We start from the raw sequence: 26,668 nt of genomic DNA, 5'->3' as shown, positions 1-26,668 counted from the left end.
GATATATAAATTGATATATGCTTCGCGATATTGAGTAGAAATATGCCTCCGGCGATATATTTGGAATAAGTGTGAATTGAAATCAAACTGCAAGATCTTGTTTCGAGTTTCGGGATTGGACAAGCTTTTTAAATCTTTCAAATCTTGGGACAACCTCCGTCCCGATAGCTAAAGGGACGGATTTAAAGTCTTTCTTATTACTCTTCCTTAAAACCTTCCATCAAATCCTCGGAAATCCCTGTGAAAGAGTATCCTCCATCGTGGAAAAGGTTCTGCATGGTGACATACCTAGTTAAGTCAGAGAACATCGTGATGATATAATCAGCACAAGCCTCTGCTGACGCATTTCCAAGTGGAGACATTTTATCTGCAAAATTGAAAAATGTATCAAATCCGCCAATTCCTGTTCCTGCTGTAGTTTTTGTAGGTGATTGTGAGATGGTATTTACCCTGACTTTTTTAAGTTTTCCATATCTATAACCATACCCTCTTGCAATGCTCTCTAGCAAAGCCTTGGCATCAGCCATGTCAGTGTAGAAAGGATACACACGCTGAGCTGCTATATAGGAAAGTCCCATAATGGATCCCCACTCATTCATGATGTCCATTTTCTCGGCTACATGCATCATTTTGTGGAATGATACTGCTGATACATCATATGATTTCATTGCCCAGTCATAATTCAAATCGCCATAAGATCTGCCCTTACGGATATTTGGAGACATGCCTATTGAATGTAGCAAGAAGTCAAAATTACCACCGAGATATTCTTTGGCTTCTGAATAAAGTTTTTCTAAATCCTCCAAGGAAGTGGCATCAGCCGGGATCACAATGGTGTTACATTCTTGAGCCAACTCGTTGATTGCTCCCATTCTCATTGCGATAGGTGCATTGGTCAATACAAATTTAGCACCTTGTTCTTTGGCTTTGAGTGCTGTTTTCCAAGCGATTGAGTTCTCATCCAAAGCACCAGTGATGATACCGATTTTTCCTTTAAGTAAATTCTCAGGCATAATATTAATAGATTTTAGTTCTTCTTTGAAGGGGTAAAAATACATAAAAAAAATTGATCAATACACTTGAAGCTTTTTAAGCTGTTTTAAGCAATTCCTTTGCACTTGCAATGGCGCTTTCGGAAGGGTTTGATCCTGCTATCATTTTGGCGATTTCTAGGATACGATCCTCGGTATTGAGCAACTTTATTTTTGACACTGTTCTTGCACTGCTGTTGTCCTTGAATACAAAGTAATGCTGTTCTCCTTTAGCGGCTACTTGCGGTAAATGGCTGATGCAAATCACTTGATGTGTTTTTGCAATTTGCTGCATCATCCTGACCATCTGAAGGGCAACCTCACCTGAGACACCCGTGTCTATTTCGTCAAATATCAAAGTAGGCAGCGCCATTTTATCTGCCATGATATATTTTATGGCAAAAATAAGCCTGGAAAACTCTCCGCCGGAGGCGACCTGTCGAAGTGCTTGCGGTTTTACACCTTTATTTGCAGAGAAAAGTAAGTCTATCTGGTCAAGTCCTGTTGAAGTAGGAGCGATCACTTCATGGGTAAAGTCAATGCTCGCATTTTCCATTCCAAGCTGATGGAGTAAATGGCCCAATTCCGTTGAGAATTCTTTGAATCCAGATTTCCTTTTTATACTAAGCAGATTGCCGACCCTATTCAGTTCTTTAAGTTTGGTTTCTTTGTCTTTTTCAAGCTGATTGAGCGAGTCTTCTAGGTTTTCAATCTGAAAAGCTTTTTCTGCTAAGGATTTTTCTAATAATATAAGGTCATCTACAGACTCCAATCCGTGCTTTTGTTGAAGAAGATAGATTTTACTCAACCTATCTCTTGTAACTTCTAACTTTTCAAAATCTACCTCAACTTGACCATCTTCGTCTTCCAATCCAGCAGCAATATCTCTTAGCTCGATGAGTGCACTTTGATACCTCTCCCTGTAAGCGTCAAACTTATGCGCTATTTTGCTAAGTTGTTGCAAAGAAATAGAGGCTTGACTCATGATATTAAAAGCACCAAATTGATCGTCCTGTAGGTAACCAAGGACTTCTGCAATTTTGCTTTTGATTTCTTCGGCATTTTCAAGGATCTCTTGTGAGGACTCTAGTTCTTCTTGCTCTCCTGACTGAAGTGAGAGGCTAGAAAGTTCATTAAGTTGAAACTGATTGAAGTCAGCTTCTTTTTTCAGTTCTTGGGCTTCTGCTTTAAGTTTCTCAAAAGCTTTTTTAGCCTGATGATATTCACCGAATGCCGTTTTGTATGCCAATAGTTCGGACTTTGTATTGGTATAAGCATCCAGTAAGCTTAGCTGATAAGCACCTTCCCCAAGCTGTAAACTGTCGTGTTGCGAATGGATGTCCATGAGAGACTTTCCAAGCTCTTTGAGAACCTCAAGCTTTACAGGGCTATCATTGATAAATGCCCGAGACTTTCCATTGGGACTAATATCCCGCCTAATGATACAGCTTTGGTCAAAATCTAAGTCTTCATTTTGGAAAAAATGCTGCAAGCCATAAGCCTGGATGTCAAACTCACCCTCTACGATACACTTTTTCGATTCATCAAAAAGGGCTTTAGTGTCTGCTCTATTTCCAAGTAATAAGCCCACTGCACCCAGCATGATGGATTTCCCAGCACCAGTTTCTCCAGTGATCATATTCAAAGATCTACATGGATTCATTTCTAATGACTGTATCAGTGCGTAGTTTGCAATGCTAAGGGATTTGAGCATGAAGTGTGTTTATTATTCAGACTTGTAAATCTAATAAAATGTCTTTAACCTTTCAGGAGGTCGTTGTATTTTCTGGCGTTGTTTGGATCAACTTTGAGGAGGATTTCTACAGCTTCTTGTCTTATTTCTAAAGGAGCTTTCTTAAAAATCTTGCTGATTTCATCACTTTTAGCATCCATAAAAGAAATAGTAAATATGCCATTTGGCTGAGCTGTATTTGCTTCTTCCACTTTACGGATAGCTTCTAGCATGTTTTTAAATGCTTCCTCTGGTTTTTTGTTTAGTAGATCCATGCCCTTACGATGGTAGAGGTAATATGCTTCTCTAATGGGAGCATAGACCGATGAAGCATAGATATCATTGATCAGCCAGTATCTATTTCTACGATCATTTGGGCTTTGACTCCATCCTGCACGATTCGATTGCTGTGCATTATTGACGATATTGTTGGCTATTTCAAAGTATTGATCGCCTCCTCTAAGAGAAAAGGAATCAAAATCTATCCCAATAGCCATATAAGCATAATAGGCAAGAAGGGAAGAAATGTTGTTTAAATATGAAAACCTGTTGAACTCCAAGGGCTGATTTAATATGAATTCAAAAGACCAGTTTCTATCCCCGAAATTAAGTAACATAGACTCGTATCCTGTCCCATATATTGGTCTTACTACTTGGATTTGGACTGTAGCATTGTATACCCCTACTTGAGGCATATCATTGATTGTGATGAGCATGTTACCCTTGATTCTTTCGGATGCTCGAAATTCTTCATTTGTCCAATTTCGCCCATTGAGAAATTGCTCAAACGTATTTTTCATGTTTTCGAAAACGTCTTTTTCCTGAGTCCTTGCGCGATCACTATTTATGATTACTTGAAAATTGAGCTCTTGCCCATTTGAAATCAGGGGTAAAGCAATAAGTAGAACTCCTAAAATAAATCTTTTCATTACAGCAAAGCTTTCGTGACTGTGTAAAGTTAAAAAAAAGTTTAAACTGATTTTGGTAAATCTTGAATAGCTTGTAATATCAAGGAAGCAATTTCTGGTTTGGGCAAAAGCTCAGAAGTAACACTTTGGTCAAATTGATTGTAGATTGTTACTTTGTTGGTATCAACCTGAAAGCCAGCGCCAGTTTCACGCATAGAGTTAAGCACAATAAGGTCAAAGTTTTTTTTCTTTAGCTTGTCCTTTGCATTTGCATGCTCATTTTCTGTCTCCAGAGCAAAGCCGACATGGATTTGATGTTGTTTCTTTAATCCACCAAGCTCTTTTGCTATGTCTACATTTTTGACCATTTCTATGGTCATCACATCACCAGATTTTTTGATTTTTTCGGATGCGATAGTTTTAGGTGCATAATCAGCAACTGCCGCCGCAAATATAGCGATATCTACTTGACTGTGAATATGCAAGCAAGCCTCATACATCTGCTGAGCTGAGGTGATTTGACTTATTTGGATTTTCTGGTTTACGGGACGAGCCGCTCCTTTTCCCAATACTACATGTACTTCTGCTCCAGCATTGGCAAATGCGTCAGCGAGTGCTGCTCCCATTTTTCCACTGGAATGGTTACTGATAAACCTAACAGGGTCTATGGCTTCTTGCGTTGGTCCAGAAGTGATGAGAACTTTCGTGCCCGAAAAAATATTTTTTTCTTCAAAATGTCTAATAGCTGATGATAAAATCAACTCTGGCTCAACCATACGGCCTTGACCAGAAAGTCCAGACGCTAGTTCTCCTGAAGCAGCATCAAGCACTACATGCCCATAGGATCTCATCGTCTGTAAGTTGTTGCGGACGGAGGGATGCACGTACATGTCCAAGTCCATTGCTGGAGCTATCATAACTGGGCATCTTGCTGATAGGTACACCGCTGAAAGTAGGTTGTCACACAATCCATTAGCGAATTTGGCCAAAGTATTTGCTGTGATCGGAGCTATGATGAAAAGATCCGCCCATAGTCCCAGCTCTACATGGTTATTCCATTCCCCAGCCTGATTTTTTTCAAAAGTGGATAAGACAGGTTTCTTTGAAAGTGTGGCCAGTGTGATCGGGGTAATAAAGTCAAGAGCAGAAGCACTGGCTATAACCTGTACTTCTGCTCCTTCTTTGATAAGTAATCGAGTCAAATTGGCTGATTTGTAAGCTGCTATACTGCCACTTATGCCCAATAAAATTCGTTTACCTTTTAGTTTCATTTTTCGCTGTTATCAGCTTCAGTATGTCTATAATATACTTTTGATTCCATGAATTCTTCCATTGCCAAGGTTGATGGCTTTGGCATTCTTTCATAGAATTTAGAGATCTCGATCTGCTCCTTGTTTTCAAATACTTCTTCCAAATTATCCACTGTAGAAGCAAATTCAGACAGTTTACTCGTCAATTCTTCTTTTTGTGTTGAAGATATTTGCTTAGCTCTTTGTCCGATTACATGGATTGATTCATAGATATTTCCAGTAGGTTCTGCGACTTTGTCCAAATCTCTGGTGATGATGGATGGATTGATTGCCATATCGATTTTTAATTATTTGTTTCTGTTAATGGGATAGTTCTTACCTCTTCTCCTTCGATTGAAACAGCTCTTGCTGCCTCTTCTTCTTTGTACTTGGCTAGTCGCTCATCGTACTCTTTCTTCATCACGATGAATTTATCGTACTCTTTTGTTGTCTTTAGTGACAATGCGTCTACTTGAGATAAGTATTTACTTTCTGGATATTTTCTTTTGAATTGCTCTGCAAACTTAATAGCGTCTTTGAGTCTATCTTCTTTTTTATCGAAATTGCTTCGCTCTGCGTAGCTAAAAGATACGTCAACAAGTCTGAATGCTAGTTCTTCGTTGTACTTACTATCTGGGTAATTTTTGGCAAAATTCTGAAAATTGATGATACAAGCCCTGTAGAAATCACCTGGGAACAAACCTTCCGTTAGTCTTAGGTACATGGATGATTCTTTGTATGCTTTCTCCTCGAATCTTCTTTGCAAATCATCAATCATTCCCATTGCTCGTTCATAAGAGTCTGACTGTGGGAATTTGTTGATGAATAGCTGTATGGCATTTACTGCATCTTTGCTGCTTTTTTGATCAAGATTGTAATCTGGTGCATCAAGATATAGCGAATACGCATTCATAAACATAGCTTCTTCGGCCATTGGGCTTCTGCTGTATGTTTGGTAGAAAGTGTTGAAATAGCCTGCTGCCTCTATGTACCTTTTTGTTCTAAAGTGGCTATAGGCATAATTGAAATCTGCTAATTCGGCCCTTTCACTTCCCCTGATTACAGGTAAGACTCTATCGTATAGAATAATGGCTTTGTTGTACTCTCCCTTTTCGTAATACTTATTTGCAGCTTCGTATAATTCTTCCCAATTTGTACTTTTCTCTAGCTTATAGAATTTGCCACAGGCACTAAAAGCTAAGATTAGTGAGAAGGTAAAGATATAAATAATGGATTTCTTCATAATTTCAGGGTGCAAATATAAGGGAATTATTGGTCTTGATCAAACTTTCGGTTTGGCCTACAGCCTATTATTCCACAACGAGCTTTTTGGTGACTATATTTTTGTTTTCTACAAATAAAGTATAAAAATAAACTCCAGGTCTGAGACCTTCTATGTTCATCACTAAGGTACTCTGAGATGGATCAAGTTTGTATTCTGCCACCGGGTTTCCGATAAAGCTGTTTATGCTGATTTTAGCCAAGGCATTTTTGTTTTTGTATTCGTAATCTAAGTGTGCGACTCTATTGCTTGGGTTTGGGTATACATCACCGATGGCAATGTCTTTATGATTTGTTTTATCCAAATTATTTTCTGGATTGGAAACGTTATACACTGATTCGACTATAAATATGTCTTTATTATTTTCTGTGTTTGCAAAATGAAGCTCAAAGTTTCCTTTAGTTTCTATTATCCCAAGATCGAATTCCAAATATAAATCAGTCACCAATTCTCCAGGTTTGAGACTTATCTTGATTTTGCTTAATTCCTTTGTTGGGTCGTAGCACTGATCGCCAACACAAATTTTCACCTTTTGAGATGTTCCGACATTTCCCCTGAGAAATCTTAAAATATAATCCTTCTTAGCATTACTCTCATTTTGAATAATGATAGATTTTCTCTGAGTCGCGCCAATTTTACCGATAAATTCTCCCCTTTCGGACAACACGCGCACTTGTGCTTCCGAATACAGCGGAAACAGCAGCAATGTGCATGCAAGTATCAAGAGGAAAGATTTCATGTAAAGTTTTTACGATAAGCTGAACTAATTAACTGATTTACTTCATACTAATACGTATAAAATTACCGAATAGGTTTCAGGTTAAAAAGATTTGTGGGTTAAATTTTGTTAACTCTCCTTAAAATTTTTTTATGCCTTAATCGTTTACCGTATTTTTTATTGACTTTATATCTTGTCGGGGTTGTTTATTTCGTCTGAGTTCAGTCTTTCTTCAATTAATTTCTGAATTTCCTCATCTGTCGGAAGGGGAATATCGATCTCTGGTATATCAAAAAGGTTCTCTTGATTTTCTCTCCGATTGATCGGATCACGCCAAGCTTTGATGATTTCCATGTTAGGTTTTTCAGCCTCTCTCCAACGTAAGCCCTCCAAAGATTTTTGATCATCTTTGATGAGATGATTTGGAGTGAACTGGCCTTCAGGCTTTACCAGATAGTTGATTTTTCTGACATTTCCTTCTTGAAAATACATGATGATGTTGGCGCAGAGGCTTTTATTTATACCTCTTAGGGTGCTGTCATTGAGTAGATCGAAATATAAAGACTCTCCATTGCCAGTTACATCAAGCCTTTGGATTTGAGAATCTTCAAGGTATCCAACCATATTTCTTCCTTTCAGCTGATTGAAATGGCCCAAAGTATCTTTGGAAACGGAAAATGCTTTTCGATTTAAAAATACCCTTTCAATTTCTTCATTTGCTATTAAGAACCTTATGCTATCAGCCGAAATTTGAGTTTTGTCATTCCAAATCACAGGGTCATCATAAAGGTGTATTGTAGAGTCGGAGTAAATGTAACTAAGTGAATCAGCTCTGCCGGCAAGGTCTGATTTGATGATTCTGACATTGTAAAAGGCTTGAAGAAATCTTTCAGCGGCTTCTTCGCTGTCTTGAGAAATTAAGGTGTCAGCGATCATATACATGGTATCTTGCTCAAAGTATTTTTTCACAAGAGCTTTGCCATATACTTTAGAATATTTCCTGTCTTCCCAATACTTCCCTTCATCACCAAAAATCTCTGTCTTCCTTTCTTTGTTGTACACAGCTACATCTCCTCTTCCTTCGTAATAGAGTTCGTTTTCGTCGTAGTAGAGATTGTCAGCATAGACCCAAGAAGTCTCAGTTTCTACATCGCCTTCATAGAACCGGAATATTTTATTTTCAGTATCATAGAAGCTTCCTTTTTGGGCATTCAGTTTGTTGCCTTCTGCCGATACAATGTTTGTTAAACCAACTGTTTCGGCTGTTTTTGGAATTGTGAAATAGATGAGGAAATTAGTTTTTAGCGTATAGTCTGGGTTCACGAGAATCACATCATCAGTAAAAGTTATTTTTTCTATAGCAGTTTCATACACCCCGTTTTTACTTGTCAAAACATTGGTGGAGTCTACTACTTTGCCATCATTGAAATAGTTTGCGATACCAGTTTCTCTATTATAATCGAGAAATTCAGTGTATAATGTTGTTGACTCGTTTTTGAATACGACATTGGTTCTAAGCTTTGCTATTTTTGTGTTTCCGTCGTATTCGGCATATCTACTTACAGTAGAAACGGGATCATTCTGATCGATGATTCTAACATTGCCATACAGTTTGGCCATGTTTTCTTTTTCATAAAAGTGAGCTGAATCACAATAGATTAGAGAGTTTTGGTGTCTCATTTCAGCATTACCCAAAAGTCTTTGGAACCCACCACTACCTATGAGCCTATCTGCCTTTTTGATTTCCAATGAATTGTCAGACTGACTGAATGCCACAAGTGTTGTGAAAAGACAAAATAAGGTGGGAATTATATATTTTTTGATCATTTGATTCTTAACTCGGCGACAAACTTAAGCAAAAATGATATTTTTGATCTATGGTTGAACATTTTATCCAGCATATACGGTCAAAAAATCTTTTTGATTTAGAAAATCACTATTTATTAGCGATAAGTGGTGGCGTAGACAGCACTTGTCTTGGGTATTTACTCAAGGAAGCGGGCGTGAAGTTTTCTCTTCTGCATTATAACTTCGGATTGAGAGGGGAGGAAAGTAATGGAGATGAGGCGTTTGTAAGTGAGCTAGCGGATACGTGGGGGGTACAAATGTATGTTCAGAGAGCTAGTGATATTGATTTTCAAACGCCTGGAAAATCTATTCAAATGATAGCGAGAGACTTGAGGTACCGTTGGTTTGAGCATGTTTACCAGTCTGGAAATTACTCAGGTGTGATTGTGGCACATCATATGGAAGATCAAGTGGAGACAGTTTTTTTAAACCTTTTGAGAGGGTCAGGGATTGAGGGAATGTATGGGATGGCGGATAGAAGAGGTCATCTGATTCGTCCCTTGTTGCCATTCAAGAAGTCTCAACTTGAAGCCTACATGGTAGCGCATAGGCTTCCTTGGAGAATCGATAGCAGCAATCAGAAGAACGTTTACAAGCGGAATTTCATAAGGAATGAAATGATGCCATTAATTGAAAGTGGTTTCCCCAACGCTTTAGAACTCTTAGGTGGGAGTTTTCAGCGGGTCAAAGACACAGGTAAAGCATTCTTTTACCTTTTTGAACAATGGAAGTCTGAAACCATAAAACATGAGGGGAGCTATCAATACCTAGAGATGCAATCTGTAATAAATCTGCCCGGAAGAAGCTCCATGTTGTATTATTGGTTGAGAGATTATGGGTTTTCTACAGCGGATATTTCTGATATTTTAAAAGTTGCCGAGAGTGGAAGCACGGGCAAGCTGTTCTATTCTAGTGAGTATTCTCTCAATGTGGATCGAGATGTTTTTATATTGGGAAAGGTGAAAGGAACTATGGATGCATTCAGCATTGATGAAACTGATATCCTTTTTCAAATCAACGGAGAAAAATATGAGGTACTTCACATGCAGTCACCTGTTACGATTGATAAATCATCTCAGAATGCGATGCTTGATAGGGATAAGTTAGCTTTTCCGCTTGAAATCAGGACTTGGGCTCATGGAGACAAAATGATTCCTCTGGGAATGAAGCATGAAAAGAAAGTATCTGATATATTGATAGACATGAAGGTTCCGATGATTCAAAAAAGGGATGTTAAGGTGATGTGTGCAGGTGAAGAAATAGTATGGCTGATCGGTTTGAGAATTAGTGATCGGTTTAAATGTGATGATTTCAGTAAAAAAATTGTATATTTCAAAAAAGCGTGAACATGATCAATCCTTTTTCTAAAACATTTACGCCCTCAGAACTAGCGTTATTTGATTTCTTATCACAAGTAAAATTCTTTGAAAGACTCAGACATCATGAAATGCACAGGTTTCTCCCTGCCATACATCAGCGTAAGTATAAAAAAAATGAGGTTGTATTTTTTCGTAACGATCCAAGTCAAGCGCTTTATATCGTAAAGAAGGGCATGGTGAAATTGACCATTGATATTAAGGAGAATTTTGAAACTATTTTGGAATTGAGGGCAGGAGAAGCATTTGGTGAAAACTCACTTTTGCAAGATTCTAAAAGAATATATACAGCCATAGTAGAGTCTGAAGAAGCGGAACTGATGGTGATCCCGCACTTTTCGATTCAGGAGATATTTGAAGCCAATCCAAAAATCAGGGGTAAGGTTATGACTTCGTTGGCGGAGTTTTATAACCAAAATAATCAAAAGCTATTTAAATCTTATCAGGGCTCTTTCGGTTTCTTCAATTTGGCACAAATGTTTGATTCAGAAGAGTGATTGATGAGTCGCATGTGAAATCTATACTTTTTAGCAAAACATTTTTTCCAATTTTGAAGTAATACTTGTTGTGGCTTTATTAAGTGTCCATTGTTTAATAACTTAGCGAGACTTTTGAAAAAAATAAATTAAAACTTAAATACAAACATATAAATCATGGCAAAAGTAACCGTAGTTGGAGCTGGTAACGTGGGAGCAACCTGCGCAGATGTGTTGGCTTACAGAGAGATTGCAGAAGAGATCGTATTGGTAGACATCAAAGAAGGAGTGGCCGAAGGTAAGGCACTAGATATCTGGCAAAAAGCACCAATCAATCAATATGATAGCAGAACTGTAGGGAGCACGAATGACTACTCCAAAACTGCAAATTCAGATGTAGTAGTAATCACATCAGGTCTACCAAGAAAGCCGGGTATGACCAGAGATGACCTTATCGAAACCAATGCTGGTATCGTAAAGTCTGTGACTGAAAATGTAGTGAAATATTCGCCAGATGCGATTATCATAGTAGTGTCTAACCCACTAGATGTAATGACTTTCCAAGCACATATCACATCTAAGCTTCCTAGAACAAAAGTGATGGGAATGGCAGGAATACTAGATACGGCTAGATATAGAGCATTTATTGCTGAAGAACTTGATATTTCTCCGAAAGAAATCCAAGCTATCTTAATGGGGGGACATGGTGACACCATGGTGCCTTTACCAAGATATACTACTGTAGCAGGTATACCTGTGACTGAACTTATCGCTAAAGATAAATTAGATGCAATCATCGAACGTACAAAATTCGGTGGTGGTGAGCTTGTGAAGTTGATGGGTACTTCTGCATGGTATGCACCAGGTTCTGCGGCGGCACAGATGGTAGAAGCTATCTTGAAAAATCAAAAGAGAGTATTCCCAGTATGTATCAAGCTCGATGGAGAGTATGGCATTGACGATTGCTACCTAGGTGTACCAGTGATCTTGGGCAAAAATGGTATCGAAAAGGTTATCGAACTTGACCTTAATGAAGATGAAAAAGCACTACTTGAAGTATCTAGAGGACATGTGAAAGAAGTGATGAGTGTGTTAGAGAAAATTACAAGCAAGTAATATTCCCTAGTCAAACAATACCTAGAGACTTTAATGATTTTCATTTTAGTCTCTAGGTTTTTTTATTTTTGACCTACCTATTTATTTTCATAATTTAGCATACATTGTTTTCGTTTTGATCATGTCACACCAAGCAATCATCCTATAAAGTGCAAAAAATAAAGATTTCCCTTATCAGCATTTTCTTAGTCCTTACAGCATTAGCAGCTTACTTTTTATATAATGGCACCTTAGGGAATCGTCAGGTGGATGCGTTAGATCTCATTGCAGCTGATGCAGTTTTTGTTTTTGAGACGCATGAGCCAGTATTGGCCTGGAATCAAATGGTCACTCAATCATTTTGGCAAAAACTAAATGAGATACCAGCTTTGAAAAATGCCGAAGAGCAATTGATTGGGTTAGACAGCTTGGTGGGAAGATCTGGAAATCTTGACAGGTCGCTCAAAGGTAATCAATTGGTAGTGTCACTTCATGGTATTGGAAAAGAAGAGTTTGACTTTATGTTTACACTTTCTTTCTCAAAAAAATCAGACCGGTCTTTTATCGCCGCGCTAGAAACTAGCATGCCAGAATTATCCAAAGTAACCGAGCGAAATTACAGCCAAGTACCAATCTATGAACTTCAAAACATCAATCTTCCCAGAAATCTCAGCTATGCCAAGATAAATAATGTAATAGTGGCTAGTTACTCCTCCTTTTTGGTGGAAGAAGCCATTAGACATTATAAAAACTCAAGGGTTCCAAATTTTAAATCTTCCAATGCTGAATTGATAAATACATCAAAAAAACCTAAAGGTCTTGGAATGCTCAGAATGAACAGCTTAGGGCTATCAAAGTTGATTTCGGGAATGAGTCGGAAGGAAGGTTTTGAGCTTGTAAATGAATTGGTGTCAAATCAGTTTGCGGCAAATTATGAGCTGAAGTTTGCAGAAGGTAAAATACAATTTGAAGGGCAATCATTTTTTATGCACGGTAAGAAGATGGATTTTTCAGAGGGGCCAGCCGATTTCAAAAATTCAGCAGCATTCATTTCCAACCGTACAGCTACATTATTTAGGTACAATTTCAAAGATATTCAACAACTTGGGAAGTTGCAGAACGCTAATTTTGAGTTTAAAAGTACCTTTAGTGGGGAATTGGAAAAGTCCTTGATCAGTAAAGGTTTTAAAGAAAAGTTGACAGGGAATGTGCTTTTTATGGGATTAGAATCTCCAGGGCTGAACTCTCAAGATAAGGTTTTACTGTTTAGAACTCAAGATCTGAAGAGTCAATTGGAGCTTTTGAAAGCTTATAGCAAGGAGCAGCAAGGTGAAGAAAGAGCTAGCAGTTCTATAGATTATCATCAGGGGCAAGAGATATTTGTGGTAGGTATGGAAGAATTTCCTGCACATCTTTTTGAAGGTAAGTATGTGGGGTTTGAAGATACCTACGTATCAGGTTTAGGAGATTTTATTGTTTTTGCGAATAGCAGCAAAGCCATGAAGCTATATTTGGATGATTATTTTTCGGACAATACTTGGGGGAAAACATTGCAGTACAAAGAGATTGCAGAAAACTTTGGGAAGCACTCATCTTTTGGTATGTTGATTCAAGTTCCACGAGTTTGGGAAATGTATTTGAACCTGTGTACACCCAGTTGGCGAGTTTTTCTAGAACGGTATGCTTCACCTTTGAAGGCTTTTGAGTCTATTAGTTTGCAGGTGAATGAAGCGGGTAAGTCTTCCCTAGTTGAAGTCAAATATGGCAAGGTGCCTCAGAGAGCGGTACAAGGAGTTACTTTGACAGAGAACAGGAGGTTTAGCTTGAGAGAAGAGTTGATTTATGGGCCAAAAGTACTTTCAAATTTCAATGATAGCAGTAAGGATTTCATCGTTCAAGATGAGAATTATCAACTTCACCTAATTTCTGGTGAAGGGGAATTAGTGTTTTCTCAAGTTTTAGATGGTCCTGTGATTTCAGATGTTTTTCAAGTTGATTTTTATAAAAATGAAAAGCTGCAGATGCTATTTGCTACTTCAGATCGCCTATACTTGATAGACAGGCTAGGGAATTTTGTAGATGGCTATCCAAAAGAAATTCAAGGTAAGACTTTGACTCACCTGAATGTAGTAGACTATGACAACAGCCGAGACTATCGCTTCTTTGTAGGGACTTCTCAATCAGAATTGTTTCTGCTCAATAAGCAGGGTGAACCACTTGAAGGCTGGGATCCGCTACTAATCAATTCTAATCTGGCAGTGTCGCCAGCGCATCACAGAGTAGCAGGTGTTGGTGATCAGATGATAGCCTTGACTAGAGGTGGTGATGTACACTTCTTCAGTAGAAGAGGAGAGCCACAGATGGATTCACCTATTAAGTTGGGAGAAGGGTTTGAGACAGGTTATCTTTTGATAGAGCGAGGCAGTGCTACGGCAAGTCGTCTGATTTCAGTTACAAGTATGGGTGAGGTAGTGAGTGTTAATTTGAAAGGAGAAATAGCCTATAGACACCAACTGGTAAGGCCCGACAAAGAAAGTAAATTTCATTTGCTGAAGGATCAAAGAAATGATAAATACCTCTTTGCAATTCATGAATTCAATAAGGTGACTTTCATAGATCAAGATTTCAATGAAGTTTTTGCCTATAACTTGATATCTGAAGATGTGGGTTTTCAATACTTCTCCTATAGTTCAGGCAAGCAGCTGATCATTCTTACCGATAAGGAGCAAGAATTTGCATACCTTTTTGATGAAAAGGGTCAAATGCTCAATACGTTGCCTATAAGTACCAAAAACCCCTTGTCTGTAAGTTTTTCTACCACTCAAAATGAATACATCATTCATGCAATCTCTGGTAAAGACCTCGTTGAGTATAAATTGCCTATTTGATTTTAGAATAAAGTATTCCGATATGTTTTTTTAGTCTTAATTTTTCTGAACAAAGTGTAGAGTTTAGAAAATAAGAAGGTATAAAAAGTTTGAGTGCAGCATGCTAGGCTGTATTTAGGGCCAGGCAAATTTCTAACAAAAAAGGCTTTACGGTATCGTAAAGCCTTTTTTTATCTAATTTTGTACCCAGGGCCGGAGTCGAACCGGCACGCCCGAAGGCATTGGTGTTTGAGACCAACGCGTCTACCAATTCCGCCACCTGGGCTTATGTGATTCTAGCGAATCGTTCCGTTCCTTGCTGAACGGGATGCAAATATGAACACTATTTTTTTTTCTTGCAAGCCATTTAACCTAGTTCGATGATTTTTTTTGAACTAAAGGCCAAAGGTTTTTCAGCAAACAATATCTTTGTAGCAGCCCATACAGACTTAAATAATTCAGAATCACGATATTGATTCAGCGCCACTTCATCTGTCCAAATGCTGTAAGTATTGAAAATATTTTTGAAATTTTCATCTTGCCAGAGTTCCAAGTGCTGACAACCTGGGAAGTTTCTTATTTTTTCCTTGTTGGCATGGAAGTTTTCTAAAAATTCGGGCACCTTGTCTTCTTGGAAATTCATTCTTACTATCCTTATGAGCATCCTAGCCTTCGATTTCAAAGTTGATATATATTGGTGTGTCAAGTCTTAGCCCAAGAAGTTCGGAGCCATTACCATGATTGATGCCTAATTCTAACAGCTCAAGACTATTGAAGAAGGCAAAGCAATCTCCAGCTTCTACATTATCGTAAGACCTATTTATCTTGTGAAGTTTTTCTCTACTGAATTCAATGCTGAACCTTCCAGGATTCAGCTGATCAAAGACATCTTTTCGGATGTTGGTAATCAAGTTTCCGTAGTTATCTATTCGGATCACGTGACCTACAATTTGCTTTTTGGATGCTTTGAATTGCCTTGGCAGCATTTTCTTTATCTGATTCAAAGGCCCTCCAAAATCGTGAATCGCTGCACCCGAAGCTACCTTTGCAGCAATAGGAGCCAAGATGTCTTTGGTAGGGAAGGTGCTGTCTTTGAGATGAATGTCTGCAAACTGAACGATTATCCCAGGGTCGTGGTCTGCAAGGAGACTCAAGACTCCATTATTAGGGCCTATAAAGATGTGCTCTTCTAGTTTAATCCCAATATAGCCGTCATTCATTTGGCTTGTCCCATTCATAGCTACCAGGTGAACAGTTCCTTTTGGGAAATCTCTAAAAACAGCCCTCAAGATAAAACCCGCATGAGCGATATCATATGTGTTGATGCTGTGTGAAATATCAACAATGTTAAGCTGTGGGTTTATAGACAACATTTTAGCCTTTACAGCAGGTACATAATAGTCACCGTATCCGAAATCTGAAATGAATGTTACCAAAGCCATATAAGCAAGTCAATTAAAATTTTATATTTTTGTAGAAGGTATGAACAAAAATAGGGATTTTATCCTTACACCTTAAACAAACTCTAAAATCAAATTCAATAGATTGGTAGAAAAGGTCATTACATTAGAAAATATTTCCCTTTTGGACTTTTTAGGTTCGGGGAATGAAAATGTTCGCCAAATAGCGGCTGCATTTCCAGAAAGCAAGATTGTATCTCGTGGCAATGAGATTAGGATTCAAGGGCAAGCGCCAGAGATTCTTCGAATCAATGATATCGTCAACATGCTACTGCAGCATTACCATAGGTTCGGTCATATTACTCCTGATCAGGTGAAGGATTATATCTCTATGGAGGGTGTTCCTTTCGAAGAAAATCAGAAAAATGATGTGATTGTATTTGGGAATAAGGGCCTTGTCGTTAAACCAAAATCTCCCAACCAAAGAAAATTAGTCGAGGCTTGTTTCAAAAATGATTTGGTTTTTGCACTAGGGCCAGCTGGTACGGGAAAGACCTATATTGCAGTTGCGCTTGCTGTGCGAGCTTTGAAAAATAGAGAAGTAAAACGAATCATCATCACCAGACCTGCCGTGGAAGCAGGGGAAAACTTAGGCTTTTTGCCCGGAGACTTACAAGAGAAGCTGGACCCTTATCTAAGACCTATATATGATGCCTTAAGTGATATGGTGCCTTCGGAAAAGTTGAAGTTTTACCAAGAGACTCGCGTGATTGAAATTGCACCTTTGGCATATATGCGTGGAAGGACATTGCACGATGCCTTTGTACTTCTGGATGAAGCTCAGAATACTACAAGTGAGCAGATCAAAATGTTCTTGACTAGAATGGGGCCAAACTCAAAAGTGATCATCACAGGTGATCAATCTCAAGTAGATCTTCCAAAGCGTCAGAAATCTGGTCTTTCTGAGTCTTTGAAGGTTCTTAAGGATGTAAAAGGTATTGGGGTGGTAAACCTAAGTGGAAAAGATGTGATCAGGCACAAGCTAGTGAAGGCAATCATTGAGGCTTATGAAAAGTCAGAATCAGTAAAAAGTGATAACAAAGATGAGTATATCCGTAGAAAAAGTTCAGAATAAAAAACAGTTTGAAGAAATCTTTGAGATCAGAAAAGTTGTATTTGTTCAAGAGCAGCATGTAAGCCCTGAAGAGGAGTATGATGAATTTGAAGAGACATCGACACATTTCATCGCTTATGTAGATGGTGTTCCAGCTGGAACAGCCAGGTGGAGGTTTACTAAAAATGGCGTGAAGCTCGAAAGATTTGCAGTGCTGAAGTCTGCAAGGGGCAATGGGGTCGGTCAAGCACTAGTACAGGCAGTTATTGATGATATCAGTGCAACAGAAGAGGCTAAAGGGAAATTACTCTATATGCATGCACAATTGACAGCGATGCCGCTTTATGCTAAGTTTGGTTTTGAGAAAGTTGGCGAGATCTTTGAGGAATGTAATATAATGCATTATCAAATGGAAAGATATTTGTAGTTTTGAAACGTTTTTAAATAATTTTATAATCATGAAAAAAGTAATACTAGCAGTTTTGGCGCTATCATTTGTTTCAACGATGGGTTTTGCTCAAGGAATGTCTCAAGATGTAAGAGATCATAGTATTGGAGAAGTGAAGCTAAATTTTCTAAACACCATTCTACTTGGATCAGTAGAGTTAGGTTATGAACATTTCATTGCCAGAGATCAGTCGATCAGTTTAGAGGGGCATTTTAATGATAGGTTTGGTTATGTTTCGACCTCTGACGGAAGAGATTTTAATGCTACCTCACTTCAAGTGGCGTACAACTTCTATTTCGATAGCCCCACTCAAGGGCAAATGTACTTGTTTCCGTTTTTCAAGTATAGATTTGGGGATTTTACAGAATCAGTTGGTCAATCAACCCCATTGGTGACAGACTTGAACAGTGCTATCCTCGGACTTGGAGCTGGGTATAAGTGGGTATTCAATGAGCAGTTTGCTATGGGACCATATGCATCGATAGCTAGAGGTTTTGGATCTGAAGTAGGAGATAGATTCTCAGCTATTGAGTTCAAAGCTGGGTTTTCTATAGGGTACAGGTTTTAATAAAAATTAGTCGACTAATATTTATAATGAAAGGGAGCAAATGCTCCCTTTTTCTTTTTTAATTTATCGAAAAGCTTTCGAATAGGATTTTTTCAGAAGTCTCATTTTTAATCGACCTGTTAGTCTATCTTTCAGAGACATTGTTACATGTAGTCAATACCATGATTTTCATGGTTCAAAGCCTTCCTTTCGCCAAGTCGTAGCTGTTTGTTTCAGAGTGCTTTATGCTGGTATATTGGTTTTTGTTGGCAATGGTATTGGTGAGGTTTTCAAAACCAGAGAAGTGGAAGATCTATGTCGTTTCTATACTTTTTGTGATTTCGGGCATATATAACTGTTTCGAACTCTTTGTTCCAAACCATTTAGAACTTCTATTCTATGATGTGAATGAAAAGGGTGTTGCATTGGATTTTGGGGATGATTATCACTTTGATTTTGATCTTAGCAATGATAAACTTGCTTACAAAGTATTTCCAAATAGGGTTAAACACCTCTAGTCTAAAGAGGTTTTAGTGGGTTTTGTCAAAGAGGATTCCCTGTTGATTCCATTGCCAGGGGGTGGGGCGATTACAGTTTTTGAAAATAATCCTGCAGTATCTGTAAACCCTGATGCTCAGCAAGCATTTTTTTAGCAAGATGGAAAAAGTAGTCCTACTGAAGACAGGAGTAAGAATCAGCCTGGAGCTTTTAGGTTCATTTTAAAGTAGCTTTGCTTTGGATTGACAAGAAAACGGCTCTATATTGTAAGAAATGCTGTTTTTATAAACCCAAAAAAGTAAGTTGTCTCATGGACCATTCAGTAAAGTCTCACATATCAAATAGGATTGGGTATTTAACCTTAAACCGGCCTGAAAAGCGAAATGCATTGAACTACGAAATGGTTAGCGCTATGAGGTCGATCTTGACTGATTTTGAGTCAGATGATACCGTCAAAGTGATCGTAATCAAAGCGGAAGGCAAAGTGTTTTGTTCTGGGGCTGACCTTGCTTCACTTCAACAGCTTCAGGCCAATTCTTTTGAGGAAAATTTAGCAGATAGTAATCATTTGAAATTGCTTTTTCACCAAATTTATACCTCTAAAAAGGTGGTAATAGCACAGGTACAAGGCCATGCACTTGCTGGAGGGTGTGGGCTAGTGACGGTTTGTGATTTTGCCTATGCAGTACCAGAGGCGAAATTTGGCTATACTGAAGTTAAGATTGGCTTTGTGCCAGCCATAGTGAAAGTTTTTTTGCTGCGGAAAATTGGAGAGGGCAAAGCAAAGCAGTTGCTTTTGGGGGCAGAATTATTGAGTGCAAAAGAAGCTCAAGACTTTGGTTTGATCAATTGGCTCATAGAAGCAGATCAACTTGAGCAAAGTGTGTATGATTTTGCACAGAAATTAATCACCCAAAACTCTGGCGTAGCGATGGGAATGACCAAGCAAATGATAGCCGAGGTTCAAGAAATGTCTTTAGAGTCAGGATTGAACTATGCAGCAGAGATGAATGCAAAAGCTAGAGAATCTCAGGATTGTAAACAGGGAATTTCAGCTTTTTTAAATAAAGAACCACTGATCTGGTAAATGAAAACTTTAGCAATACAGACTTTACAAAAATATTTTGGCTATCAGGATTTCCGACCTGCCCAGCTGGATATTGTACTTGCAGTCTTATCCGGCAAAGACTGTGTTGCACTTTTGCCAACTGGTGGAGGGAAGTCCATTTGCTTTCAAGTCCCTGCACTGGCTCAAGAAGGATTATGCTTAGTAGTGAGTCCTCTAGTAGCCTTGATGAAAGATCAAGTTGATAACCTCAAGGCTCGAGGGGTATTGGCAGCTGCAGTCTATTCTGGGATGAGAAAAAGAGAGATTGACACTATTTTGGATAATTGTGTATATGGCAATTATAAATTTCTTTATGTATCTCCAGAGCGGCTTAAAACGGAAATTTTTATAGAGCGATTCAAAAGGATGAATGTCACTTTGATAGCAGTAGATGAGGCCCACTGTATTTCTCAGTGGGGCTATGATTTCCGTCCACCCTATCTAGAGATTTCCAATATCAGAGCACATCATCCCCAAGTTCCTTGCTTGGCATTGACAGCCTCTGCCACGAAACAGGTAAAGCAGGATATTATAGATAAGTTGGAGTTGAAAGCACCAGAGGTTTATGTCCGTTCTTTTTCAAGAAAAAACTTAAGCTATGCTGTGCGTCTGGTTGAAAATAAGGTCACAAAGGCAGTTGAGATTTTGAATCGGATTCCTGGTTCAGCTATTATTTATACTAGAAATAGAAAGGGGACAAAAGATATCGCACAAGAGCTCATTAGACTTGGTCACTCAGCGACTTTTTATCATGCAGGGCTAGATTCCTCTATTAGGGAGCAGCGTCAGCAAGAATGGAAAAAGAATCATATCCGTATCATGGTAGCTACGAATGCATTTGGTATGGGGATAGACAAGCCAGATGTGCGAGTAGTGATCCACCTGGATTTGCCCGAAAATCTTGAAAACTATTACCAAGAAGCTGGTAGGGCTGGCAGGGATGAATTGAAGGCTTACGGCGTATTGCTTACCAATGAGCAAGATCTCGATACCCTAAGGAAAAGGGCAGAGATTGCTTATCCTCCGATTGATTTTTTGAAAAGGGTATACCAGTCTTTAGCCAATAATTACCGAATAGCTGTAGGTAGTAGTTTGTTTACGAGCTATGATTTTGACCTAACACATTTCTGTGCGATATACTCCTTAGACATCTTGCTGACATACAATGCCCTCAAGGTTCTGCAAGAAGAAGGGTTTTTGGAGCTCAATGAAAGTTTTTTTGCACCGTCTAGTATTCATTTTTTGGTGGATCAATCAAAGTTATATGAGTTTCAGATTTCAAACGCTAAACTTGACCCATTGATCAAAGTCTTGTTGAGGGCGTTTGGTGGGGAATTGTTTGTAGAATATATCAAGATTCAAGAAAATAAGCTTGCCAAACAGCTTCAAATGTCTGAAGCTGACTTGATAAAACAATTGGAGCTATTGGATCAATTCAATGTCTTGGCTTACAACAAAAAGAAAGAAACCCCGCAAGTCACTTTTCTTACACACCGCTATGATGCAGGTAAGCTTCCTCTTGATACCAAGAGGATAGCCGAAAGAAGAAAGCTCGCCGAGACACAAGCCAAGGCAATGATTGGATATGTGAAAAATCACACGAACTGTAGAGCATCACAAATATCGGCTTACTTTGGTGAGCTAAGTGATCACCATTGTGGGATTTGTGATGTATGTATCGAAAAGCGAAAAGCTGAAGATGATCAGATAGAAAAATTGAAAAATAAGGTAATCCAAACTTTAAGAGCAGGAAATGAGTTTTCTATATTGACACTTGAAAAGTTAGGCTTAAAGTCCGAAGCTCAAACAGTTGAAGTGCTGAGGCAATTAGAGGATGAAGGTAAGATTGTGTCAGAGCCAAATGGGAATTATAAATTGGGAAAATAATGAGTTCATTTATTGATGATCTTTTCGGGAAACTTTTTCCTCAAAAGAGCACACCTGTCAGACATAAAGAAAACTTTGTACATACAGAGGAAGAGCAGTCGGAAATCATTGCTTGGTTGGACTCAGCTGAAGGAGAATCAATGATGAATTTGGTCAAAAGAAATTATCACTTCAAGACGACAGGAGTGGATGCAAAACCAAGTGTACATGTTTTGAATTCTCCTTATGCCAATGGGTTTGCCGTAAGCTTTGATCCTCCCTTTGATCAGGAAATTTTTTCAAAACTTTTCTTTGCATTTGGGCATCGCGTGTTAGCTTTGGGATACCAGAAGATAAGTCTTGACAGAAAGCTTGAAGAAATCAACGATTCGATCAAGCAAACCGAAAAGCAATATTTTAAGCCTCCTTTGAGTAATATTGGAGAAGATGAGAAAATTGATCAATTGTTTGGTAATATTAGTATTGAGAAAATCAGTGTTGATAATAAACCAAGCTATTTAAAAATACTTGTAACTGTCTATTCAGATTTCTTATACAAAAAGGCATTGCCTTTTGAGAAATTTATAGATGAATTATTTGAAAATTAATTACCGCATGGATAGAGTAATATTGAGACAAAGTCTAGAAAACTACAGAACACCTTTTGATGAAGAGAAAGCCTTTGCAGCAGAATTTATTGAATTGACGTATGATGATGACGCCTTTTTGCGTTCAAGAGAGCAAGGGCATTTTACAGCCTCAGCTTGGGTTGTTGATAAATTCCGAACGCATACACTCTTGACACTTCATAGAAAACTCAATAGATGGCTACAGCTAGGAGGGCATGCTGACGGTGTCGAGAATCTTCTTGAAGTAGCCATGACAGAAGCTAGGGAGGAAAGTGGGCTTACTTCTTTGCGCTTTGTTGGAAATGGGATTTTTGATATAGACAAGCATATCATTCCTCAGAGAGGAGATGTTCCTGAGCATTTTCACTATGATGTAAGGTACTTGATTGAAGCGGAGTTGAATGAGCCACTCACTTTAAGTAGTGAAAGTATAGACTTGGCTTGGGTGCCCTTCGATACCGTTGAGGATGTGGTGGGTTATAGTCCTTCTATTTTGAGGATGTTAGAAAAAACCAGTAGATCAGAATACGTAATATAAACTTATGACTAATTATAAATGGGAGGATTTGAATTCCTCCTTTTCTTTTTCAGAAGATATTCAGATTCGGTTTTCGGACATAGATGGATACATGCATGTGAACAATGGCATTTACTTCAATTATCTGGAGCATGCTAGGGCGATGTATTTACATAAGACTTGTCAATGGGACGCCATGAAATTTGGTACAGTGGTGGCTAATGTCAATATAGACTATAAGACCCCCATTCATTTCGGAGATGAAGTAAAGGCATTTGTCAAATGTGTAAAAATAGGATCGAGTTCATTTGTCCTTGAGCAAGTTCTGGGAGGAACTAGTTCGGATGGTAAACATAAAGTGTATGCTGTAGCTCAAGTAACCATGGTATCTGTGGACTTGAAGACCATGAAGCCAGTAGCTGTACCCGAGTCTTATGCTGCAAAAATGCAAAATGACAATGTCTAGCTAGATAATTCATTATCTTTGCGAAAAAATAAGCGAATGTTAGTAAAACAAATCTATATCTTGGCTGTAGTTGGATTGATGATGTCAGCATGTGGTGCAAGTGAACAAGAACTCTTTGATGAAGGTGTACGTCAGCTTGAAGCTGGAGAATACAGTAAAGCCGTAGGGTATTTCGATAAAGTTGTAGAGAAGAACGAAGAGAATACTTCTGCGTTCAATGCCAAAGGAGTAGCGCTTTTTCAACAAAAAAAGTTTGATGAAGCTATAAAAGCCTTCACCAGTTCTATTCGACTAGATTCTACTTCTTACAAGCCATTCTTCAATAGGGGAAATGCTTACTTGGAGAAAAAAGCTTACAAAGAAGCGATACGAGATTATAATGTAGCAAGTGGATTGGATGCGCAGCAAGTAGATGTGTATTACAATAGGGGATTAGCTCTTTTGGCACAAGAAGAGTATGAAGATGCCATCATGGATTTTGATATGGCGCTTCAAGCTACGCCTGACCAAGCTTTGGTACACTTCAATAAAGCCAAAGCGCAGCTCGGAAATAATGATCCTCTTGGAGGAATGGAATCCTTGATCAATGCGATTAATCTTGATAATAATAATGGCTCAGCATATTACCTTTTAGGTGTAACTCAGATGAGTGCACTGAATCAAAAGGAAGAAGGATGTGCCAATTTGAAAATGGCGCTCAATTTAGGCTATGCAGATGCACAGACATGGATTGACGATTTCTGTAAAGAGTAATGGCTGATATTGGTGTAGATATTCAAAAAGCGAAAGCAATCCTTGCTTCAGGTGAACTTGTAGGTTTACCCACGGAGACAGTTTATGGACTTGCTGGTAATGGATTTGACGAAGATGCTGTTGCGAAGATTTTTGAAGTTAAGAATAGGCCAAACTTTGATCCATTGATTCTACATGCTTCAAGTGTAGATCGTGTGGAAGGTTTTGTGACGCATATACCTGCTCAGCTAAAACTATTGGCTGATGCTTTTTGGCCTGGGCCTTTGACTTTGCTACTACCTAGGAAAAGCAATGTGCCTGAATTGGTTACAAGTGGTCTCGACACCGTTGCGGTTAGAATTCCTTCACATCCCCTGACTAGGGCATTGCTAGCATCTCTTGATTTTCCGCTGGCTGCACCGAGTGCCAATCCATTTGGCTACATTAGTCCCACGCTGGCCAGTCACGTGAATGATCAGCTAGGAGAAAAAATCACCTATGTACTCGATGGAGGGCAGTGTGATGTAGGATTAGAGAGTACTATTGTGGGCTTGGAAGCGGAAGAAATTACCATCTTTCGACTTGGTGGACTTGATATTGCTAGCATAGAACAGGTGGTCGGAGCGGTCAAAGTGATGGCCCACTCTTCAAGTAATCCAAAGGCTCCGGGACAATTGAAAAGCCATTATGCTCCTTCCAAACCTTTTGTCATTGGTAATATAGATGAGTTGGTCGCTACTTACCGTGAAAAAGGGGAGAAATTTGCAATATTGACATATCAAAAGGATTTTCCAGAAGTTCCTGATTCCAATAAAGTAATCTTGAGCCCTGGTGGAGACTTACGTGAAGCAGCAAAAAAGTTATTTGCAGGGATGAGGATTTTGGATAGCGTAGATGTTTCCGTAATTTTAGCAGAGCTTTTGCCAGAAGAAGGCCTTGGCAGAGCAATCAACGATAGATTGAAAAGGGCCTCAGTGAAAAATTGAATACTCAAATACTAAAAAACCTAATAAAACCATTAATCATGAACAAAAGAATTAAAAACGTTGACAACTTAGATTTTTCAGGGAAGAAAGCCTTGATCAGGGTTGATTTTAATGTTCCTCTAGATGAGCATCAAAATGTAACAGATGCCACTAGAATAAGCGCAGCTATACCGACCATTCAAAAAATCCTTAAAGATGGAGGTTCTGCCATTTTGATGTCTCACTTAGGTAGGCCAAAGGATGGCCCTACAGATAAGTACTCATTGAGGCATGTGATTTCTGATCTACAGAAGCTTTCAGGAACCTCTGTAAAGTTTGCACCAGACTGTATTGGTCAAGAAGCTAAGCAGCTAGCAGCAGGGTTGAAACCAGGTGAGATTTTGCTTTTGGAAAACTTGAGGTTCTACAAGGAAGAAGAAAAAGGTGATGAGGAATTTGCAAAGAAACTTGCTGCCTTAGGTGATGTATATGTCAATGATGCATTTGGAACAGCTCACAGGGCTCATGCTTCTACAGCGGTGATTGCTCAGTACTTTGATACCAAAGTGAGTGGGTACTTATTACAATCTGAATTAGAAAATGCAGATAAGGTCTTAGAGGAACCACAAAGACCATACACTGCCATTATGGGAGGAGCGAAGATTTCAGATAAGATTTTGATCATTGAAAAGCTTCTTGATAAGGTAGATAACTTGATCATTGGTGGTGGTATGTCCTACACTTTTGCCAAAGCTAAAGGTGGTCAAATCGGTGACTCCTTGTGTGAAGCAGACAAAATGGACTACGTGCTAGAATTGATGGAGAAAGCAAAAGCAAAAGGTGTAAACTTGATTTTACCCGTAGATACTGTGATCTCCACAGCCTTTGCCAATGATGCCGAGCAAAAAGTGGCGGTAAGTGGTCAAATCCCTGACGGATGGATGGGCTTGGATATCGGACCAGACACTAGAAAGCAATTTGCAGAAGTAGTTAAAAATTCAAAAACTGTGCTTTGGAATGGACCAATGGGCGTATTCGAAATGAGTAGCTTTGTTCATGGTACTGTAGCGATAGCAGAAGCAGTAGCAGAAGCTACGCAAGCTGGAGCATTCTCACTTATCGGAGGCGGTGATTCTGCCGCCGCAGTCAATAAGTTCGGGTTTACAGATAAGGTATCCTATGTCTCTACCGGTGGAGGGGCCTTGCTTGAGCACATGGAAGGTAAAGTGCTTCCAGGTGTAGCTGCACTTGAGCCATAGTATTCATTAATTATCAAATTTTAAAACACTGCCGACTTTCTGATTGGCAGTGTTTTTATTTTTTGGAAAGAGAGGGTTTGAAAATGCTTTATTTTCAAATTGAATTTATATTTTTGAGTAGTTATAGTTAGGGTGTTATGAAAAAATTAAGTGTAATCTTTTTATTCCTATTGATCAGCTTTAGTTCTTGTACTGAAGTTGAAGAATTGAGTGGAGAGTGTATTGTGTACTTGAAGGAGTTTGACGATTCGGGCACTCAGCTGTCTTATGTGATCGATCAGGATGTGAGGAGGAATAAAAAAACTGGTGTATTTACTTACAGGGTGATGCTTGAAGATGGTCGATCTAGGCTTTGGTCTATCTCCCGTGATCCTGAGCCAGATGAAAATGGGAATTATATATATTTTTCTAAAAGTCAAAATGGCGAAAAAATAGAAGTAGACTATGTTCAATGTGCAAATGATGTTTACTTGGCTGATTGAGGAGAGAGCTTTGCA

Annotated in this window: 27 protein-coding genes and 1 tRNA gene; 17 read left to right on the top strand and 11 right to left on the bottom strand. The window is 38.7% G+C overall.

The window, feature by feature from the left end:
* Positions 1 to 197 precede the first annotated feature (197 nt).
* From MM239_RS05750 to MM239_RS05715, 8 genes are all read right to left on the bottom strand, one after another.
* Positions 198 to 1,013 carry an enoyl-ACP reductase FabI gene (locus MM239_RS05750; RefSeq protein ID WP_241347249.1) on the bottom strand — a complete coding sequence of 272 codons (816 nt, stop codon included), beginning with the start codon at positions 1,011 to 1,013 and terminating at the stop codon, positions 198 to 200.
* 76 nt (positions 1,014 to 1,089) lie between these two features.
* Positions 1,090 to 2,745 (bottom strand): DNA repair protein RecN, encoded by a 1,656-nt coding sequence (gene recN / locus MM239_RS05745; protein WP_241347248.1) that lies wholly within the window; start codon positions 2,743 to 2,745, stop codon positions 1,090 to 1,092.
* Between the two features lie 44 nt (positions 2,746 to 2,789).
* Positions 2,790 to 3,692 carry a type IX secretion system protein PorD gene (gene porD, locus MM239_RS05740; RefSeq protein WP_241347247.1) on the bottom strand — a complete coding sequence of 301 codons (903 nt, stop codon included), beginning with the start codon at positions 3,690 to 3,692 and terminating at the stop codon, positions 2,790 to 2,792.
* Positions 3,693 to 3,733: 41 nt separating this feature from the next.
* Positions 3,734 to 4,942, bottom strand: coding sequence for a bifunctional phosphopantothenoylcysteine decarboxylase/phosphopantothenate--cysteine ligase CoaBC (gene coaBC / locus MM239_RS05735; RefSeq protein WP_241347246.1), 1,209 nt, complete (start codon positions 4,940 to 4,942; stop codon positions 3,734 to 3,736).
* Positions 4,939 to 5,256 (bottom strand): DNA-directed RNA polymerase subunit omega, encoded by a 318-nt coding sequence (locus MM239_RS05730; RefSeq protein ID WP_241347245.1) that lies wholly within the window; start codon positions 5,254 to 5,256, stop codon positions 4,939 to 4,941. The genes coaBC and MM239_RS05730 overlap by 4 nt, the downstream gene beginning before the upstream one ends.
* An 8-nt stretch (positions 5,257 to 5,264) precedes the next feature.
* Complete coding sequence (locus MM239_RS05725) at positions 5,265 to 6,203, bottom strand: outer membrane protein assembly factor BamD (RefSeq protein WP_241347244.1); 939 nt, start codon at positions 6,201 to 6,203, stop codon at positions 5,265 to 5,267.
* A 67-nt stretch (positions 6,204 to 6,270) separates the two neighbouring features.
* On the bottom strand, positions 6,271 to 6,981 hold the full coding sequence (locus MM239_RS05720) for a T9SS type A sorting domain-containing protein (protein WP_241347243.1): 711 nt from the start codon (positions 6,979 to 6,981) through the stop codon (positions 6,271 to 6,273).
* Positions 6,982 to 7,146: 165 nt separating this feature from the next.
* Positions 7,147 to 8,787: an OstA-like protein gene (locus MM239_RS05715; RefSeq protein WP_241347242.1), complete on the bottom strand. Its 1,641-nt coding sequence runs from the start codon at positions 8,785 to 8,787 to the stop codon at positions 7,147 to 7,149.
* Between the two features lie 50 nt (positions 8,788 to 8,837).
* Here MM239_RS05715 and tilS point away from each other — a divergent pair, with 50 nt between their 5' ends.
* The 4 genes from tilS (at position 8,838) to MM239_RS05695 (ending at position 14,643) form a co-directional block, all read left to right on the top strand.
* Complete coding sequence (gene tilS, locus MM239_RS05710; RefSeq protein ID WP_241347241.1) at positions 8,838 to 10,154, top strand: tRNA lysidine(34) synthetase TilS; 1,317 nt, start codon at positions 8,838 to 8,840, stop codon at positions 10,152 to 10,154.
* A 2-nt stretch (positions 10,155 to 10,156) separates the two neighbouring features.
* Complete coding sequence (locus tag MM239_RS05705) at positions 10,157 to 10,681, top strand: Crp/Fnr family transcriptional regulator (protein WP_241347240.1); 525 nt, start codon at positions 10,157 to 10,159, stop codon at positions 10,679 to 10,681.
* Positions 10,682 to 10,837: 156 nt separating this feature from the next.
* A complete protein-coding gene (mdh, locus tag MM239_RS05700; protein WP_241295991.1) occupies positions 10,838 to 11,776 on the top strand; it encodes a malate dehydrogenase in 939 nt (312 codons plus the stop codon).
* 149 nt (positions 11,777 to 11,925) lie between these two features.
* A complete protein-coding gene (locus tag MM239_RS05695; RefSeq protein ID WP_241347239.1) occupies positions 11,926 to 14,643 on the top strand; it encodes a hypothetical protein in 2,718 nt (905 codons plus the stop codon).
* Positions 14,644 to 14,826: 183 nt separating this feature from the next.
* Here the strand turns inward: MM239_RS05695 and MM239_RS05690 are convergent.
* The 3 genes from MM239_RS05690 to MM239_RS05680 form a co-directional block, all read right to left on the bottom strand.
* Positions 14,827 to 14,908 (bottom strand) — tRNA-Leu (locus MM239_RS05690).
* Positions 14,909 to 14,989: 81 nt separating this feature from the next.
* Positions 14,990 to 15,286 (bottom strand): putative quinol monooxygenase, encoded by a 297-nt coding sequence (locus MM239_RS05685; protein WP_241347238.1) that lies wholly within the window; start codon positions 15,284 to 15,286, stop codon positions 14,990 to 14,992.
* Position 15,287: 1 nt separating this feature from the next.
* Entirely contained in the window at positions 15,288 to 16,064 is a 777-nt protein-coding gene (locus tag MM239_RS05680) for an SAM hydrolase/SAM-dependent halogenase family protein (RefSeq protein ID WP_241347237.1), read from the bottom strand.
* 103 nt (positions 16,065 to 16,167) lie between these two features.
* Between MM239_RS05680 and MM239_RS05675 the strand changes: the two genes are divergently transcribed.
* From MM239_RS05675 to MM239_RS05615, 13 genes are all read left to right on the top strand, one after another.
* On the top strand, positions 16,168 to 17,157 hold the full coding sequence (locus MM239_RS05675; protein WP_241347236.1) for a PhoH family protein: 990 nt from the start codon (positions 16,168 to 16,170) through the stop codon (positions 17,155 to 17,157).
* Positions 17,126 to 17,563: a GNAT family N-acetyltransferase gene (locus MM239_RS05670; protein ID WP_241347235.1), complete on the top strand. Its 438-nt coding sequence runs from the start codon at positions 17,126 to 17,128 to the stop codon at positions 17,561 to 17,563. Before MM239_RS05675 ends, MM239_RS05670 begins: the two co-directional genes overlap by 32 nt.
* Before the next feature lie 31 nt (positions 17,564 to 17,594).
* On the top strand, positions 17,595 to 18,152 hold the full coding sequence (locus tag MM239_RS05665; protein ID WP_241347234.1) for a DUF3575 domain-containing protein: 558 nt from the start codon (positions 17,595 to 17,597) through the stop codon (positions 18,150 to 18,152).
* 224 nt (positions 18,153 to 18,376) lie between these two features.
* Positions 18,377 to 18,649 carry a hypothetical protein gene (locus MM239_RS05660; protein ID WP_241347233.1) on the top strand — a complete coding sequence of 91 codons (273 nt, stop codon included), beginning with the start codon at positions 18,377 to 18,379 and terminating at the stop codon, positions 18,647 to 18,649.
* Between the two features lie 290 nt (positions 18,650 to 18,939).
* On the top strand, positions 18,940 to 19,716 hold the full coding sequence (locus MM239_RS05655; protein WP_241347232.1) for an enoyl-CoA hydratase/isomerase family protein: 777 nt from the start codon (positions 18,940 to 18,942) through the stop codon (positions 19,714 to 19,716).
* Positions 19,717 to 21,624, top strand: coding sequence for a RecQ family ATP-dependent DNA helicase (locus MM239_RS05650; RefSeq protein WP_241347231.1), 1,908 nt, complete (start codon positions 19,717 to 19,719; stop codon positions 21,622 to 21,624).
* Complete coding sequence (locus MM239_RS05645; protein ID WP_241347230.1) at positions 21,624 to 22,211, top strand: hypothetical protein; 588 nt, start codon at positions 21,624 to 21,626, stop codon at positions 22,209 to 22,211. The genes MM239_RS05650 and MM239_RS05645 overlap by 1 nt, the downstream gene beginning before the upstream one ends.
* A 7-nt stretch (positions 22,212 to 22,218) precedes the next feature.
* Positions 22,219 to 22,770 (top strand): NUDIX hydrolase, encoded by a 552-nt coding sequence (locus MM239_RS05640; RefSeq protein ID WP_241347229.1) that lies wholly within the window; start codon positions 22,219 to 22,221, stop codon positions 22,768 to 22,770.
* 4 nt (positions 22,771 to 22,774) lie between these two features.
* Positions 22,775 to 23,215 carry an acyl-CoA thioesterase gene (locus MM239_RS05635; protein WP_241347228.1) on the top strand — a complete coding sequence of 147 codons (441 nt, stop codon included), beginning with the start codon at positions 22,775 to 22,777 and terminating at the stop codon, positions 23,213 to 23,215.
* Positions 23,216 to 23,251: 36 nt separating this feature from the next.
* Positions 23,252 to 23,968: a tetratricopeptide repeat protein gene (locus MM239_RS05630; protein ID WP_241347227.1), complete on the top strand. Its 717-nt coding sequence runs from the start codon at positions 23,252 to 23,254 to the stop codon at positions 23,966 to 23,968.
* Positions 23,968 to 24,933, top strand: coding sequence for an L-threonylcarbamoyladenylate synthase (locus MM239_RS05625; RefSeq protein ID WP_241347226.1), 966 nt, complete (start codon positions 23,968 to 23,970; stop codon positions 24,931 to 24,933). Before MM239_RS05630 ends, MM239_RS05625 begins: the two co-directional genes overlap by 1 nt.
* Before the next feature lie 38 nt (positions 24,934 to 24,971).
* The gene (locus tag MM239_RS05620) at positions 24,972 to 26,171 is read left to right on the top strand and encodes a phosphoglycerate kinase (protein WP_241347225.1); all 1,200 of its coding nucleotides are present in this window, start codon (positions 24,972 to 24,974) and stop codon (positions 26,169 to 26,171) included.
* A 137-nt stretch (positions 26,172 to 26,308) separates the two neighbouring features.
* On the top strand, positions 26,309 to 26,653 hold the full coding sequence (locus MM239_RS05615; RefSeq protein ID WP_241347224.1) for a hypothetical protein: 345 nt from the start codon (positions 26,309 to 26,311) through the stop codon (positions 26,651 to 26,653).
* The last annotated feature ends 15 nt before the right edge of the window (positions 26,654 to 26,668 follow it).

Origin of the sequence: Belliella filtrata, assembly GCF_022549775.1 — a bacterium.
Lineage (GTDB): Bacteria > Bacteroidota > Bacteroidia > Cytophagales > Cyclobacteriaceae > Belliella > Belliella filtrata.
The sequence above is the reverse complement of the archived record's forward strand: the minus strand, read 5'-3'. Positions and strand labels throughout refer to the sequence as shown.

Coding starts and splice junctions, on each gene's coding strand:
- MM239_RS05620 (WP_241347225.1), top strand. CDS start 24,972: ATGAACAAAAGAATTAAAAACGTTGACAACTTAGATTTTTCAGGGAAG.
- MM239_RS05715 (WP_241347242.1), bottom strand. CDS start 8,787: ATGATCAAAAAATATATAATTCCCACCTTATTTTGTCTTTTCACAACA.
- coaBC (WP_241347246.1), bottom strand. CDS start 4,942: ATGAAACTAAAAGGTAAACGAATTTTATTGGGCATAAGTGGCAGTATA.
- porD (WP_241347247.1), bottom strand. CDS start 3,692: ATGAAAAGATTTATTTTAGGAGTTCTACTTATTGCTTTACCCCTGATT.
- MM239_RS05640 (WP_241347229.1), top strand. CDS start 22,219: ATGGATAGAGTAATATTGAGACAAAGTCTAGAAAACTACAGAACACCT.
- MM239_RS05730 (WP_241347245.1), bottom strand. CDS start 5,256: ATGGCAATCAATCCATCCATCATCACCAGAGATTTGGACAAAGTCGCA.
- MM239_RS05660 (WP_241347233.1), top strand. CDS start 18,377: ATGCTGGTATATTGGTTTTTGTTGGCAATGGTATTGGTGAGGTTTTCA.
- MM239_RS05630 (WP_241347227.1), top strand. CDS start 23,252: ATGTTAGTAAAACAAATCTATATCTTGGCTGTAGTTGGATTGATGATG.
- MM239_RS05665 (WP_241347234.1), top strand. CDS start 17,595: ATGAAAAAAGTAATACTAGCAGTTTTGGCGCTATCATTTGTTTCAACG.
- MM239_RS05615 (WP_241347224.1), top strand. CDS start 26,309: ATGAAAAAATTAAGTGTAATCTTTTTATTCCTATTGATCAGCTTTAGT.
- MM239_RS05725 (WP_241347244.1), bottom strand. CDS start 6,203: ATGAAGAAATCCATTATTTATATCTTTACCTTCTCACTAATCTTAGCT.
- recN (WP_241347248.1), bottom strand. CDS start 2,745: ATGCTCAAATCCCTTAGCATTGCAAACTACGCACTGATACAGTCATTA.
- MM239_RS05750 (WP_241347249.1), bottom strand. CDS start 1,013: ATGCCTGAGAATTTACTTAAAGGAAAAATCGGTATCATCACTGGTGCT.
- mdh (WP_241295991.1), top strand. CDS start 10,838: ATGGCAAAAGTAACCGTAGTTGGAGCTGGTAACGTGGGAGCAACCTGC.
- MM239_RS05645 (WP_241347230.1), top strand. CDS start 21,624: ATGAGTTCATTTATTGATGATCTTTTCGGGAAACTTTTTCCTCAAAAG.
- MM239_RS05720 (WP_241347243.1), bottom strand. CDS start 6,981: ATGAAATCTTTCCTCTTGATACTTGCATGCACATTGCTGCTGTTTCCG.
- MM239_RS05670 (WP_241347235.1), top strand. CDS start 17,126: ATGAGTATATCCGTAGAAAAAGTTCAGAATAAAAAACAGTTTGAAGAA.
- tilS (WP_241347241.1), top strand. CDS start 8,838: ATGGTTGAACATTTTATCCAGCATATACGGTCAAAAAATCTTTTTGAT.
- MM239_RS05625 (WP_241347226.1), top strand. CDS start 23,968: ATGGCTGATATTGGTGTAGATATTCAAAAAGCGAAAGCAATCCTTGCT.
- MM239_RS05685 (WP_241347238.1), bottom strand. CDS start 15,286: ATGCTCATAAGGATAGTAAGAATGAATTTCCAAGAAGACAAGGTGCCC.
- MM239_RS05650 (WP_241347231.1), top strand. CDS start 19,717: ATGAAAACTTTAGCAATACAGACTTTACAAAAATATTTTGGCTATCAG.
- MM239_RS05680 (WP_241347237.1), bottom strand. CDS start 16,064: ATGGCTTTGGTAACATTCATTTCAGATTTCGGATACGGTGACTATTAT.
- MM239_RS05705 (WP_241347240.1), top strand. CDS start 10,157: ATGATCAATCCTTTTTCTAAAACATTTACGCCCTCAGAACTAGCGTTA.
- MM239_RS05655 (WP_241347232.1), top strand. CDS start 18,940: ATGGACCATTCAGTAAAGTCTCACATATCAAATAGGATTGGGTATTTA.
- MM239_RS05635 (WP_241347228.1), top strand. CDS start 22,775: ATGACTAATTATAAATGGGAGGATTTGAATTCCTCCTTTTCTTTTTCA.